At 45.1% G+C, this 14,268-nt stretch carries 10 protein-coding genes; 3 read left to right on the top strand and 7 right to left on the bottom strand.

Annotation, left to right across the window (positions count from 1 at the left end; genetic code table 11):
- Window position 1: 1 nt before the first annotated feature.
- The 7 genes from Q1B11_RS01555 to Q1B11_RS01525 form a co-directional block, all read right to left on the bottom strand.
- Entirely contained in the window at window positions 2–793 is a 792-nt protein-coding gene (locus tag Q1B11_RS01555; RefSeq protein WP_299726301.1) for an enoyl-CoA hydratase family protein, read from the bottom strand.
- Window positions 794–815: 22 nt separating this feature from the next.
- Entirely contained in the window at window positions 816–1,919 is a 1,104-nt protein-coding gene (locus Q1B11_RS01550) for a nitronate monooxygenase (RefSeq protein ID WP_299726298.1), read from the bottom strand.
- On the bottom strand, window positions 1,919–2,809 hold the full coding sequence (locus Q1B11_RS01545) for an enoyl-CoA hydratase (protein ID WP_299726295.1): 891 nt from the start codon (window positions 2,807–2,809) through the stop codon (window positions 1,919–1,921). Before Q1B11_RS01545 ends, Q1B11_RS01550 begins: the two co-directional genes overlap by 1 nt.
- A gap of 56 nt (window positions 2,810–2,865) precedes the next feature.
- Complete coding sequence (locus Q1B11_RS01540) at window positions 2,866–3,693, bottom strand: ketoacid CoA transferase (protein WP_299726292.1); 828 nt, start codon at window positions 3,691–3,693, stop codon at window positions 2,866–2,868.
- A gap of 21 nt (window positions 3,694–3,714) precedes the next feature.
- Complete coding sequence (locus tag Q1B11_RS01535; protein WP_299726289.1) at window positions 3,715–4,590, bottom strand: CoA-transferase; 876 nt, start codon at window positions 4,588–4,590, stop codon at window positions 3,715–3,717.
- Between the two features lie 266 nt (window positions 4,591–4,856).
- Window positions 4,857–6,635 carry a hypothetical protein gene (locus tag Q1B11_RS01530; protein WP_299726286.1) on the bottom strand — a complete coding sequence of 593 codons (1,779 nt, stop codon included), beginning with the start codon at window positions 6,633–6,635 and terminating at the stop codon, window positions 4,857–4,859.
- 112 nt (window positions 6,636–6,747) lie between these two features.
- Entirely contained in the window at window positions 6,748–9,960 is a 3,213-nt protein-coding gene (locus Q1B11_RS01525; protein ID WP_299726283.1) for a hypothetical protein, read from the bottom strand.
- Window positions 9,961–10,454: 494 nt separating this feature from the next.
- Between Q1B11_RS01525 and aspA the strand changes: the two genes are divergently transcribed.
- From aspA to Q1B11_RS01510, 3 genes are all read left to right on the top strand, one after another.
- Entirely contained in the window at window positions 10,455–11,882 is a 1,428-nt protein-coding gene (gene aspA, locus Q1B11_RS01520) for an aspartate ammonia-lyase (protein WP_299726279.1), read from the top strand.
- 771 nt (window positions 11,883–12,653) lie between these two features.
- Entirely contained in the window at window positions 12,654–13,307 is a 654-nt protein-coding gene (locus Q1B11_RS01515; RefSeq protein ID WP_299726276.1) for a response regulator transcription factor, read from the top strand.
- A 568-nt stretch (window positions 13,308–13,875) separates the two neighbouring features.
- On the top strand, window positions 13,876–14,262 hold the full coding sequence (locus Q1B11_RS01510; RefSeq protein WP_299726273.1) for a response regulator: 387 nt from the start codon (window positions 13,876–13,878) through the stop codon (window positions 14,260–14,262).
- Window positions 14,263–14,268 lie beyond the last annotated feature (6 nt).

Genomic DNA, 14,268 nt, shown 5'->3' with positions numbered 1-14,268 from the left:
CTTACGCCTCCGACCCTGCTGCTTGTTTTTGTTGCTCCGGGGAAAACGACGCATCCCGCTTGTCCACGAACGAATCTCTGGCTTCCTGGGAATCAGGAGATGTATAGGCTTCTAAAGTAAAACCCTGTTCCCAGCGGTATTTGGCTTCCAGACTGCCATCTTCAATACCGGTGAGCGCTTCCTTCGCCAGCTTGATCATCTTTGGACTTTTTGCAGCGATCTTTGTCGCGATTTCTCTGGCAGTATCCAGAAGCTGGTCACGGGGAACCACTCGCTCAACTGCTCCCAGTCGGTAGGCTTCCTGCGCATCAATCATGTCGCCAGTGAAGTACATATGACGCACTTTCTGCACCGGAAACATTCTCTGCAGGTGAGCACCGCCGCCCATGGCACCGCGATCCACTTCCGGCACACCAAAACGGGCACAGTCAGAAGCGACAATAATGTCCGCAGCACCGGAAATACCGATACCACCACCAAGTACAAACCCATGAACAGCGACGATGACTGGTTTAGGGTTCAGATGAATCGTTTCAAAGGTGTCGTAATTACCTTTGTTAACCTTGACGATCAGGCTGCCGTCGCCTGCCAGCTCTTTGATATCCACACCGGCACAGAAACCACGGCCATTGGCGGCAATAATAATCACACGAACATCTTCGTTCTTACCCAGAGCTTTAATTTCACTGGCGATATCCGCCCAACCCTGGCTGGTAAAGGCGTTCACCGGCGGGTGATCAAACACCAATTCGGCAATGCCCTGCTGAATGGTCACATTGAACGGTTTACTCATTATTGTTATTCCTTAGATGACGTTAGACAGCGACAGGCGTATCCACTTCAGCGACTTTTTGAGCTGGAGAGTTCGCCGTCAATTGACTGAGACGATGCAACTGCTGATTGGCTTCCTGCATGATTTCCTGAATCAGTTCTTCACAGCTCAGCAGGCTATCGATGGCACCGGCTATCTGGCCCGCAGGTAGAACACCCTCACCGGGTTTACCATCCACCATGGCTTTTTGAATCACCATGGGCGCATTGGCGGCCATAATGGTCTGAGCTGCGGTCATCTCACCGTCACCGCGCATTTTTAGTGCCGTTTTCAGCATGCTCACCAATGACATACCGGTGTATTTTCGGAAGGCCAGTCCATTGCTGATGGCGAGCATCAATTTCTTCAAACGCCCCGCTTTTTCCAGTTCTGTCAGAAACTCATTGGTAATCATCCGCTGAGGCATACCATCAATCGCTTTACTGACAATGATGCTGCCGGGATTGTTGGTGCCCACATACCGGTCAAGCGTGGCTTCGGGCACTGGGCTGTTTTTTGTCATCAAAAAACGGGTACCCATAGCAATACCTTCTGCGCCATAGGCCAGGGCGGATATAAGACCTTTGCCGTCTTTAAAACCACCAGCAGCCACTACAGGAACATCCAGAGCCTCAACAACTTGGGGTAGCAGAATGGAGGTAGGAATAGAGCCGGTATGACCACCGCCCTCACCGCCCTGAACCGTGACAGCATCTGCGCCCATTTCTACGGCTTTGATCGCATGTTTCAGCGCACCAACGGTTGGGATACAAACGACACCCGCTGCTTTGAGCTGGCTGATCATTTTCTTACCAGGTGACCGACTGTAACTGACAGCCTTCACACCATGACGCACCACCATAGCCACAATCTCTGCAGCATTGGTCTGATACATATGGAAGTTCACACCAAAAGGCTTATCCGTCAGTTTTTTGGTTTCAAGAATGGTGGCTTCCATCTCTTCCGGAGGAATGGTAGCACCGGCCAGAAAGCCAAAGCCACCGGCATTACAGGTTGCGGCTACCAGTTTCGGGTCGGCGACCCACCCCATGGCGGTCTGGATAATCGGATATTCACAACCTAACAGTTCAGTAAGACGGGTTTTCATTATGCTTCCGCCTTTTCTTTATCCGACGACTGACGTTGAGACTCAGCCATGGATTTACCATCAAACCCGGCCAGACGATCACCGGACACCAGATCATTGTGAGAGTGGGCAAAATGATGCAAACCAAACACCATATCCATGGTGGTTCGTTTGCCCATTAAATCTTCAGCGTTATTCACCGCCTGTTTGGTCAGCTGCAAACCAAGGCGAGGCATTTTGGCGATACGGCCAGCAATCGCCAACGTCTGTTCTTCTAGTTCATTTCTGCTGACGATTCTATTTAACATCCCCATTTGATAGGCACGCTCAGCCGGCATACGTTCCCCCAAAAACAGAAATTCTTTGGCAATTCTTGGGTTCAGCTCATGGGCGTGGGCAAAGTATTCAACGCCGGGAATGCCCATTCTTACGACAGGGTCTGCATAAAAAGAATCATCGGAAGCAATAATCAGATCACACACCCAGGCCAACATCAGACCACCAGCTATACAGGCACCCTGCACCATAGCGATGGTTGGTTTGGGAATGTCACGCCAGCGACGGCACATGCCGAGATAGACTTCCTGCTCGCGGGCATAGAGGAATTCACCGCCGGGTTTATTGGTGTGATCATACCAGAGGCTGGCTCGATCAAAGGTTTGATCAACGTCACGACCCGGTGTACCAATGTCATGCCCGGCAGAGAAGTGTTTGCCAGCACCTGCCAGCACAATCACCTTAACGTCGTCATCACTGCTGGCTCGACGAAAGGCGTCGTCCAGCGCATAGGTCATTTTTGAGTTTTGCGCATTGTTGTACTCAGGCCGGTTCATAGTGACGATGGCAACACCATCACGAACCTCGTAGAGTACGACCTCCTGGTTTTCCGTCTTATCTGAGTTATCTGTCATCGTCAGGCTTCCATCTTATTCTTTTTATGAGCATGTTTAATTACAAAACCCTATGACTAAAGGCGACGATCACCCGGCGGATTATCCTTCAATTGTTTTGAGCGAAGGTTATGAGGATCCAACTCACGAATCACCTCAAGTTGCACCTCTGTCGGAGCCGCAGTGACAGGCACATCGCCTTCGACAAACACTTCAAAACCGGTGTTTTTCAGAACCTGTTCAACGGTAACGCCCGGATGAACGCTGACCAGACGAAGTTGATGATCCGGGCCATTCCAATCCATGACGCACAAATCAGTAATCACCAGACGTATATCCACCTCATCCAGCGTGTAACCTTTTGGCAGCCGTTCCGGGTTGTAGCCAATGGAGGCAACAACATCACATTCGCCATCCACAAACACGCGGGTGTTATGGCTTGGTACAAAAAAGCTGTTGGCGTGGCTGATCGAGTTACCCGGAAAACCTCGAACGCCTAACATCTGAACCTTTGGTTGTTCATAAGTGCCGCCAAGGGCTGAAATATTCGCCTGACCAAAACGGTCAATCTGGGTTGGGCCGACCATGGCGTGGCGCTTACTGCTCCACACATTGTCAAAAATTCGGGAGAAGCCCATCCAGGTTTCGTTCTTCTGTACGAAGCCGTCTTCCCTGTTGCCAACCGGGTTCGGTTCAGACAACAACCAGGCCTCTGAGTCCGTCATCATCAGGTCGGTATTGAAGGTTTTCATGGCTAGGCTTGCCGCCAGACGTGGAATCAAACCAATGCCGGTGGCCAGAACTTCGCCATCGTTTCGAAAAGCTTCAGCACCGGCACAAATCATTAGTTCTGCCAGTGTGTATTCTTCAGCGGTGCTCTCTTGAGACAAATCGTGAGTCATCATCAGTACTCCAATGAATTAACCTTAATAAACCGGCAACGGCAGATGTTTAATGACTTCCAATCCACCCACCTTGGCCTGGTAGTCTTCTTCGCTGCTGTCTTTAATGAACTGCTCAAAGTACGATGCAAAACCACCGTCTTTTACCGAAGTGTTGTAGGTTTTGAAATGAGATACATCAAATCCGTAGAGAGGAGCGCAGGAAGTCGGGTGTGCACCACCAGGCTGCAAACACACGCCAGATGTCATCGAACGCTCCCAGAATACGTAGCGGGATTCTTCCGGGTTATTGAAGTAATCGGAATCCACCAGTTCATCACAGGTGACAAAGGTCTTCTTTGCGGCCCGGGCAAACCAGTCATCCATATAATGATCAGAACCTTTGATCTGACAAACTCCGCGCTCATCAGCACGATCCACATGCAACAGTGAAACGTCCAGATTCAGTGCCGGCATGGCAACCCATTCTTTTTCATCATAGGGGCTATCAATCACTTTGATGTCTGGGTTGTTACGGATAACGTCGGTTCCCAGACCAATACGGGTCGGGATATAAGGACATCCCCACGCGGCAGCACGAAGGCCAAGCAGCATCATGCCTTCATCCACTTCCATCACGTCGATACTGCCCTGCTGGCGAGCCTGACGAAAATAAGGCTCAAGAGGAATAAAATCGAGAGAGACAAAGGCAAAAACAACTTTCTTTACTTTACCGGCCGCACAGAGCATACCGACATCAGCACCACCGTAAGCGACGATGGTTAGATCTTTCAAGTCAGAGCGAAGAATCTCACGGATCAACGCCATAGGCTTACGACGTGGGCCCCAGCCACCAATACCGATGGTCATACCGTCCTGCAGCTCGGCAACTATATCTGCAGTGGTCATGCGTTTGTCCATGATCCGACACCTTTTTAGTCTGCACAGTTGGTCGTTTTAAAATGCCTCAACTGAAGCACAGTTCATCAACAACCAATATATTGATTTCATTTAAGCGACTCAGGCCTTGCCTATCATCGTCCAAGGGGACTAACGCAGAAATAGAAGTGTTTTATGAGCGGATTTATTGATCAGAAGTTAAAAAATGCGACGGACGTAAATTCTATACGCCCGTATTAATAGAAAAAATCCATTTTGAAGATGTTAAATGAAGGAAAGGCGACCATTTATCTCCTGCGCTTATTTAAACCTGCTTTCTTCTCAGAGAGATCATATTCTTTTTTAATTTTAAGAAATGGATGAAATATATCAGTAAGCGACCCTACATCTAAACAAAATTGATCCATAACTCTCTTCTTGAGTTCCAGCATTTTTTCATACCGTTTTTCCGTAAGTTCCACAAAAGGGGTAATTTCATCAAGAGTTTTTTGGAGATCAAGGTTATTATTACCAGATTCGATCTCACTTTTTATATTACTCAGAGCGTCCTTACAAGCCTTTCTCCTTAGTTCCAACCCTGTTCTTGGCTCAGCTTCATTTTTTTTATCTTTATCTGCAAATTCTTTAACCTTCAGTGCATCATCTATTTTCACTAAATCTTTTCGGAAATCTCCTACCCCTTTGAAAACAGCATTATTTTCAACCATATGATAAACAACATCCATAAAGGTTGTGTTACTCTTTGCAGATTTAGCATTCAAAAGCTCATTAATCGATGATAACTTAATTGCAACTGCACCACCCGCATAACCTTCGCTATTAGCGACATTTCCAAGCATCAGAAAACACTCAAAAAGCCTGGATATTTCACGACTGCCATTCAGAGATTCGAGAGCATCAACCACGGCTACGATCTCATTCCTGAGTGACCCAGCTTCCGATTTAACATACCACACATCATTAATCAGCTTAATTTTCTCTGAAAACCTGCTAATTTGAGAACAATTATAAAAAAATGCTTCAACATCATTAAGCTTAAGCTCATTCTTCATTTTTTCATTAATAGCTTCAATTTCCTCAGAACTCGGTATCAGGTTTTTCAAAAATGACTCAGATCGCTCTTGATTCATTACAGTCAAATCAACTTCATTAATCGCCTTAATTAATTGTTCAGCACTTACATTGGATGATAGAACCTTCTTCAACGTAATTAAAATATTTTGATGCCGCCGACTATCGATAACGGATTTATTTTCAACAGAATTTGGTTTATCAGGTTTCTTTTTTGATTCAACTATCGGCACAGAAAACTCACTATAAAAGAGTGACAGATCAACTTTTTTGTATAGATCCATATAGTCAGCGTTTGAAAATACATTTGGCTTATTGGGATCTATTCCAGCTTTTTTCCAGTTAATACTTCCTATCTTACAGCCCGCTGGCCCAGCATAAGGAATCTTTTCTCCCTGCTTCTTAATCGCTAAAGCAGGATTTGCCATTGGAGTTCCCGGTACTGGGGGAGGAGGAGGAATAGAACCTGATGCTAACGCTCCTGCCTTCTGAGGTGGAGGTGGAGGTGGAGGTGGAGGTGGAGGTGGAGGTGGAGGTGGAGGCGGAGGTGCTACAGAGCTCGGTTTAGCGGGCATATCTGTACTATCCGGGCTCGTATCAGCTCCATTTTGAACTTCATTCTTTAACTGATCAGAAACAGCAGAAGCTGGAGCTCTCAATTCTGACGATATTTTCTCCTGAATCATAACCGAGCTTTGAGAATCTTGAGATTCTTGAGATGGTTGCTTCTCACTTACATTAGACCCTCCACCTGGTTTTAAGAAGTCAAGCATTTCTCTAACCTTCTCTTCTGCACCTCCTCTTCGGCGAATATTTCGCCTTCTTTGAGACTTTGGCTCGCTCTGATCGTCCTTAGGGATTTGTGTACTAGAAGGATCATGCTTGGAGTACTTGACTCCATTCTTTTGAGCGCTATCTACACCTTCACCAGCATCATCGTTTTGAGCAGACAAAGGCGGAACATTCTTTTTTGAGTTTCCGTTGAGAGGATCCATCTCATGCTTCCTAGTTTTATTCCTATCCTAATTAAAGCAGTCATCGTAAGCTGATAGCCACTATGTCAATTTAATGACGACTCTTTCAAAACGGCTCACTAAAGTAGAGCCATTAAATGATCCTTGCCTTGCGATAAAGGGCATCGATTTTCATCTGGGTAGATGCTGGAATATCAATTTTGGTATTTACCAGACTTATTACACCGGTAATCTCATGGAACATATCCCTATTTTTTGATCGCAAATCCCTTAGCTTCGATAAAACCTTACTTCGATCACCGATACGTTCTGCCAGACTTCTAGGCCGATCAATGTGCTTGGCTTTCTTTTCATTAACCGAAGCCTCAAGCTCAGCATCATTGAGCGCTTTTAGCTCTATGGTATTTTTCTCACTGATTGCAGCAACATCTTCAGTTTCATCCTGGTTTAGCTTTTCAGTCTCCAGCTTTCGAGCAAGGAAAAATACGCTCTTAACTTTTTCTGCTATGTTGGTGGCAATGCGACTCGCAAAGTAATCGTTATATATAGCCGTGCGCACCTCACTGACCTTTTCACAAAATGCCCGGTTCAGGATATGTTTGCTTTCGATGTCCGAGAGTTTATCCAGCGCATTTCGCGCACTCATATTGAACACATTCGCAATTGTTTCTGAATATTTATCCTGAGATGTTTTGTACAATTTTCTACCTAATACTACCTCATCATAATCATCAAGTTTCTCAAGGCTTTTATCAATGCTATCCGCTATAACAGATGCCTTTTTACCAAACAGATCACCACTGGTAAATGGTTTGTAAGCATGGAAGCGTGAAATATTCTGATACTCTTTAAGAATCGATTTTTCAACATTGTCGAGGGTCTCCTTCAGTCCTGTACAACGAGCAAACTCAGGATCACTCTGCCCCTTCAAGACAATGCCAATAATTTGTTTCAAAGCGGGGTCACTAGGGCTCTTATCGAATTTTTTTGCTGCACTAACACCTAACTTGTTCCATGCACCTATCAAATCAAATATAAAAGACTCAGTCTTTGCTATTAATAAGTCATTTATAATACTCTTCTGTAATGGGTTACCAAATCTGGATTCAGACTCAGAGTCAACTCTAAAAGGTTTGTCCGATAAAGTATCCAACGAAGTCTTAACCCTGGAGATTCCCTCTTTTATAATGCCACCTTGAAAATCTTCAGGTAAAATCTTTGATAATTCATCTATTTTTTTAATGGCAATACTTTTAATGACAGGTTCAAGGTTTTTAAACAAACTGCCATGCTTTTCATCAAAAGCCACATCAATAATATCTTCCACACCATCTAATCGGGCAAGCATTTCGCGATTTTTGAGCTTAATCTGCTCTTCTTTCTTCTTCTCGAGAAGGTTTATCGAGCCCATCAGCAAATTATTCCGAGAATTAATAGTAGACTGGAGTTCTTTAGCCGTTATTGAGAATAAATGAACCGCCCTATCAGCTCGCTTCTGGAGAAACTTATCGTTTGCAGAAGACGCTGCTATATCCTCTAACGCTTTCAGTTTAGAACTCACTTTTTCTCTTACTTCCGAATACTTAACTTTCAATGCGTCCATTTCTTTAACGAGTCCGGTAACCGCTGAAACATCCGAATAGTTTTTGTTGGCCTGAAGGCGCACTGCACTATCTACAGCCAATTTCTTTTTGGTAAGCCCACCAACCTCTAGCTCAATTCGAGTGGTATAATACGTCAGATCAAAAAGAACACTTTCGTTCTTTCTTCGTTCAACGCCTGTAATACCAGCCTGAATTTGACTTCTGGTATTTTTCAAACACTCAAGTGAGTTATCTCGTTCAGAGCTGAATTCACAGATCATGCCTTCAATCACCAGAATGGTTCTATCCACATTAGCCAACACTGAAGGCGCAATATTGGTACGTGCCAGGTCCTGATAGAGCGCCTCTACCTCATTCTTCTTAGTCTTATAACCCGATAGAATGCGGTCAAGGTCGCTAGCTATCTGCTCGGCTATTTCAGACTGATTCAAGAAATCTGCTTCAGTCGCCGCCTTGTTTTTGAGTAGCTTTTCTATATTGTCATCAAGATCATCGAACTTTTGATTCAAATCCTCTTCACGTCTTTTAAGTTCAATTAGTGAATTTTCGATTTCATCAGCAAATGTTTTTTGAGAAAAATCAGTTTCACCACCAGTTTTCTGCACTTGGTTTGAGGCTGAATCTGAGCTACTTTTATCTGCAGAGACAGCAGGTAAATCAATTTTGTTTTTATCCGACCCAGGGAAAACCAACTCTTCACATTCTTGTTCAAATAGATTGCCAGCTCTTTCTCTGGTAAGCATTTGATTTTTTTGGTAACGACTGATTCGAGGCTTATTATTAGCTCCTGAAAGACCCTTTTCTTTTCTGGATGCTTCCCTCCCCCTGTTTTTTCTTTTAGCACCCGACTGAAAAGCTGGGAGCAGCTCATCCAAAACAGAGTCCTCATTCTGAAATGGTTGAGTAACCTTAGAGCTTTTCTGTTTTTTCTCAACAGTGTTCAAGGTTTCTACTTTATCATCTATTTTCTTTTCAAGCTTTTCTATATCAGCAATAAACTCTTCTTTACTTTTTAAGAACTGTTTTATTTCAGACCCAATAACATCCAGTGTGGTAGTAACATCATCTAAATCATTTTTGGAAAACTCTTCAGATTTAAGATCTTCTAAAAGATTTTGGACACTTGCCTTTTTTCTTTCATATACAGATAAAATCTGATCAAGATCGCCCCTTAATGATGCTAGTAATTTCTTATTCTCGAGAAGCTGGTCTTTATTAACCCGATAATGGGAAAAAATGGATTCAACACTTTCTTCTATATCATTTAGCTTGTCATCTATGGTGGCTTCACGATCTCTAAGTTGAATTAGTGTTGATCCCACATCATCAGCAAATACCTCCCGTGAAAACGCGGTACCGGGGTCCGAGCCCTCGACCACACTGAGACGCTCCAAGTGTTCTTGTGAACCACTCATTGATGACGTTGACGAGAAGTAATCGGAAGTATCAGATTCAACCGAGTTTATTGAACCAAGGCTGGCACTGCGTTTGATCGAACTGTTTGTGTCTTGCAAGTCAGCATCCAATTGGCTTGTAGTTCTTTTTCCCAGATTATTTTTGCTATATTCAGACTTATCAGAAAACGGTAATTTCTTTTTAGCGGATATAATCATATTCTGAACAGTCCTGACGCCTCCATTTACTGCTGTGGTCTTTAATGAGCCAACCAGCTTTCCAGCGGACTCCAGAAAAGAGTGCTTTTCTACACCTGCAACCTTAACGCTGTCATTGTTGGTTTTCATCCTAGATCCTCGAATATTTTGAGTTCTCTGCCGAAAAACTCATCCCTGTTGTTAACTGTATTAATTTTCTGCAAGAGTAATTATTAAGCACTTCGAAAATGCAATAAATTAGCCTTTAGGCGATAATGCCCATTGACTCTCTGTTTTTAAGTGATACTAAAGTATAGCTATTGGCTCTATTCAGGGTTCGACCTGATCACCGGGAAAGATTTTAATCGACATTCCGTTAAGAATTTTGCGCTACCAATCTGTACAAAATTGATACAGGTCAGATATTTGCTATTTTCCCCCCAAGATCCGTTATGCTAGGTAATACCACCTATTGCCGAACATTATCCACAGGCACAGACTATTTCTTTTTTACCTGCTCTTATAGGTCTGCAGAGCTTTTTCAGCTCGTTACCTATTAAGCCCCATTGTTATCAAGGGCTTACAACGCAGTTTAAGAGCATTTTTTTCAGTGTGTTAATGGACACTCGCTAAGGCCACCAGAAATGACAGATCTTAACCAATTTCGAATTGAACACGACCTTCTGGGCGAAGCTCCGGTTCCTGAGAGCGTTTACTACGGTATTCAAACCCAGCGTGCTGTGGAAAACTTCCAGATCAGTGGCGTTCAGCTGAACCATTACGGCAATCTGCCAAAAGCTCTGGCCATGGTAAAGAAAGCCTGTGCACTGGCTAACCGTGATCTGGGCATGCTGGACGAGAAAATGGCCGATGCCATTTCCGACGCCTGTGACGAAATCATCGAAGGTCGTCTGCACGATCAGTTCGTTGTGGACATGATTCAGGGTGGCGCTGGTACGTCCACCAACATGAACGCCAACGAAGTGATCTGTAACCGTGCACTGGAGCTGATGGGTCATCGTCGTGGTGAATACCAGTATCTGCACCCGAACACTCACGTCAACATGGCTCAGTCCACGAACGACGTGTACCCGACGGCTATGCGTCTGGCCATGGTTCTGAAGCACAAGTCTCTGCTGGTTGCTATCAAAACCCTGAAAAATGCCATGGATATCAAAGCTGAAGAGTTCAAAGATATCCTGAAAATGGGTCGTACCCAGCTGCAGGACGCAGTTCCTATGACTCTGGGTCAGGAATTCCGCGCATTTAGCACCACTATTGGTGAAGATGTCCAGCGTATCGGCGAAATGGCTTCTCTGCTGCGTGAAATTAACCTGGGTGGTACTGCCATCGGTACTGGTATCACTGCCGACAGCCGTTATGCACCGCTGGCGGTTAAATATCTGTCTGAAATCTCCGGTCAGGAAATGATTCTGGCAGGCGACCTGGTCGAAGCAACTTCCGACATGGGCGCTTTCGTTATCTTCTCCGGTGCACTGAAGCGTCTGGCGGTTAAGCTGTCCAAGATCAGTAACGATCTGCGTCTGCTGTCCAGTGGTCCGATGTGTGGCTTTAACGAGATCAACCTGCCAGAAATGCAGCCAGGTTCTTCTATCATGCCAGGCAAGGTAAACCCGGTTATCCCTGAGTGCATGAACCAGATCGCCTTCCACGTCATTGGTAATGACCTGGTGGTGACTCTGGCGTCTGAAGCCGCTCAGCTGCAGCTGAACTACGCAGAGCCAGTGCTGGTTTACAAGATTCTGGAATCCATCCAGCAGCTGTCTGCTGGCATGAACATGCTGACCGAACGTTGCGTCAAAGGCATCACCGCTAACCGTGAAGTGTGCCAGAGCTACGTAGACAACAGTGTTGGCCTGGTGACTGCTCTGAACCCATACCTGGGATACGAAAACTCAAGCCGTATCGCCAAGACAGCCCTGAAGAGTGGTCGTCGTGTGGTTGATCTGGTTCTGGAAGAAGGTTTGCTGACCGAAGAGCAGCTGGCTGAAATCCTCAAGCCAGAAAACATGATTGCACCTCTGAACCTGAGTGCTTCCATCAAGCACTGAGCGATTTAGGTTCATCAAAAGCATCCTCTACGAGTGCCTTTGATAACGAAAAAGGCCGCATCTGGTTCCAGGTGCGGCCGTTTTTTCACCATTCTATTACTCCCACCGTCGTACAATCGCGGTAACCCTCGGTAATCCACAATAACAACTTCGATAAATTCCCCTATCATTCATCGATTATATCAGTCTTCACCTATGCATCACGGTTTAGCCTGCAGACTGAATAGCAAAAGCGTATCAGCCCCATTGGAAACCGAAACAGAACACAAAAAAATAGGTAAACGACTAAAGTCATGTAATGAGCTCTGCTGCATTTTGGGCATTTTTCCTTAAGCAAGTCTTACTGGCGCTCTAATTTTCTATTGTGCTGACAAAACATCACGCCATACTCTGCTAAAATTGTTTCTGACGACGGTCAGGCGAAGGACGGTCAGGTAAAGGCAGTTGATAGATGTCACGGTTCTGAATTTATTAACAACGTTCTGCCGTGCCTTAGAAGCTGTTCATGATCTTTTGCGAATAGCGAAAACGAGGAGAAAATGTTCCTGTTCTTCAGTTTTTTGAGGCGCATAGCGGCGCTACGCAACGAAGAAAACTGAAGAACAGGGGTGTTTTATCATCGTTTGCAGCTCGCAGAAAGATTGTGAACTGCTTCTTACGGTACCTGTTCAGTTAGCTAGTGCATTTGGATGCACTCTTTACCGGACTCTTTACCGGTTTCCATTAAACCCTTTTCGGCTTGATTGCATAACGAATACATGTGGAGTCACTATGCAGCAACAGGATATGAAGCAAGAACCTACCGTATTTATTATTGATGATGATGAGGCCGTCCGTGACTCACTGAAAATGTTAATGAAGTCGGTTGGTCAGGCAGTGGAAACCTTTTCTGCTCCAGCAGAGTTTCTGGAAGTTTATGACGAAAACCGCCCGGGTTGCATCGTTCTGGACATCAGAATGCCTGGCATGAGTGGCCTTGAGCTGCAGAGCAAACTGAATGAAATGCACTGCATTCTGCCGATTATTTTCATTACTGGCCACGGTGATGTGCCAATGGCGGTACAGGCCATTAAAGATGGTGCAATGAACTTTATTCAGAAGCCGTTCCGCGATCAGGAGCTTCTGGATCTGATTAACGATGCCCTGAAGCTGGACACTCAACAGCGCCGCGAACTTCTGGAGCACAAAGAGATTCTTCGTCGTCTATCCACACTTACTGACCGTGAGCGTGAAGTACTGCACCACGTGGTTGAAGGCAAAGCCAACAAGGTGATTGCTGCCGACATCAACCTGAGCCAGAGAACCGTTGAAATCCACCGCTCCCGGGTGATGGAAAAGATGGGCACCAAATCACTGGCTCACCTTGTTCGACAAGTGATGCAGGTTAAAGAACATCTTGATGGTGAGTTTAACTTCAAAATTTAGGCTATCGTCTTCTTAGAAGCTGTTCATGATCTTTTGCGAATAGCGAAAACGAGGAGAAAATGTTCCTGTCCTTCAGTTTTTTGAGGCGCATAGTGGCGCCATGTAACGAAGAAAACTGAAAAACAGGGGCGTTTTATCGTCGTTTGCAGCTCGCAGAAAGATTGTGCACAGTTTCTTAGTACCAGCTATCAGCATTTCTTTAAACGTGCTGATGGCTACTTAAGCTATCACCGGATATCAACACGATATTCATGGACAATCATCAGAATTATTGCCAGTTTGAACGGTGATTAGATACCCCAGAAATGGGTTAAACCTACCTTGTGAAAATAAAACGAATACTCATTCAAATGGTTAGGTAATCCCCGTATCACGTCAAGTACATCCCTCCATTCAGCATTTAGCCCACTAAACCTAAACTGAACATCATCCATTATGAATAACATAAATGGTGCGCAGAGACTGTGAATTATCTTTCCTTAAGCAAAGAGCGGTCGACATTTAACCAAGCTCTCAATTGAAGAGCCACTCAGCAACCATACAGAAAATTTTTTGCAAGGCTGCCAATATGAATCTCGCCCCGACATGCTCAGTTTACCTTCTGGAACAAGATTCTATTGTCACAGATACGATTCGTCATCTGTGTATAGAAAACGCGCTTTCACTGACCTGCTTTAACAGCCATGTTGAGCTGATGTCTGCCATCAAGGCTACCCAGCCATGCTGCATTATTGCGGCTAATGACCAGCCCTCTGGACAGGCACTGGACCTTATGGAAAATCTTGCGATTGAGCAGCAACAGATCCCCGTCATTATTCTTGGGGATCACAACGATGTACACAGCGCCGTTGCTGCAATAAAAGCAGGTGCTATTGATTATATCGAGAAGCCAACCATCTATGGTCGATTGTCAGAGCAACTAAACCGCGTCATCAAGCAACGGGCTCAGGTATAATACCGC

This window comes from uncultured Endozoicomonas sp., from assembly GCF_947495845.1.
Lineage (GTDB): Bacteria > Pseudomonadota > Gammaproteobacteria > Pseudomonadales > Endozoicomonadaceae > Endozoicomonas.
This window is presented reverse-complemented; position numbering and strand designations above follow the sequence as displayed.

Coding starts and splice junctions, on each gene's coding strand:
- Q1B11_RS01555 (WP_299726301.1), bottom strand. CDS start 793: ATGAGTAAACCGTTCAATGTGACCATTCAGCAGGGCATTGCCGAATTG.
- Q1B11_RS01545 (WP_299726295.1), bottom strand. CDS start 2,809: ATGACAGATAACTCAGATAAGACGGAAAACCAGGAGGTCGTACTCTAC.
- Q1B11_RS01515 (WP_299726276.1), top strand. CDS start 12,654: ATGCAGCAACAGGATATGAAGCAAGAACCTACCGTATTTATTATTGAT.
- aspA (WP_299726279.1), top strand. CDS start 10,455: ATGACAGATCTTAACCAATTTCGAATTGAACACGACCTTCTGGGCGAA.
- Q1B11_RS01510 (WP_299726273.1), top strand. CDS start 13,876: ATGAATCTCGCCCCGACATGCTCAGTTTACCTTCTGGAACAAGATTCT.
- Q1B11_RS01540 (WP_299726292.1), bottom strand. CDS start 3,693: ATGATGACTCACGATTTGTCTCAAGAGAGCACCGCTGAAGAATACACA.
- Q1B11_RS01550 (WP_299726298.1), bottom strand. CDS start 1,919: ATGAAAACCCGTCTTACTGAACTGTTAGGTTGTGAATATCCGATTATC.
- Q1B11_RS01525 (WP_299726283.1), bottom strand. CDS start 9,960: ATGAAAACCAACAATGACAGCGTTAAGGTTGCAGGTGTAGAAAAGCAC.
- Q1B11_RS01535 (WP_299726289.1), bottom strand. CDS start 4,590: ATGGACAAACGCATGACCACTGCAGATATAGTTGCCGAGCTGCAGGAC.
- Q1B11_RS01530 (WP_299726286.1), bottom strand. CDS start 6,635: ATGGATCCTCTCAACGGAAACTCAAAAAAGAATGTTCCGCCTTTGTCT.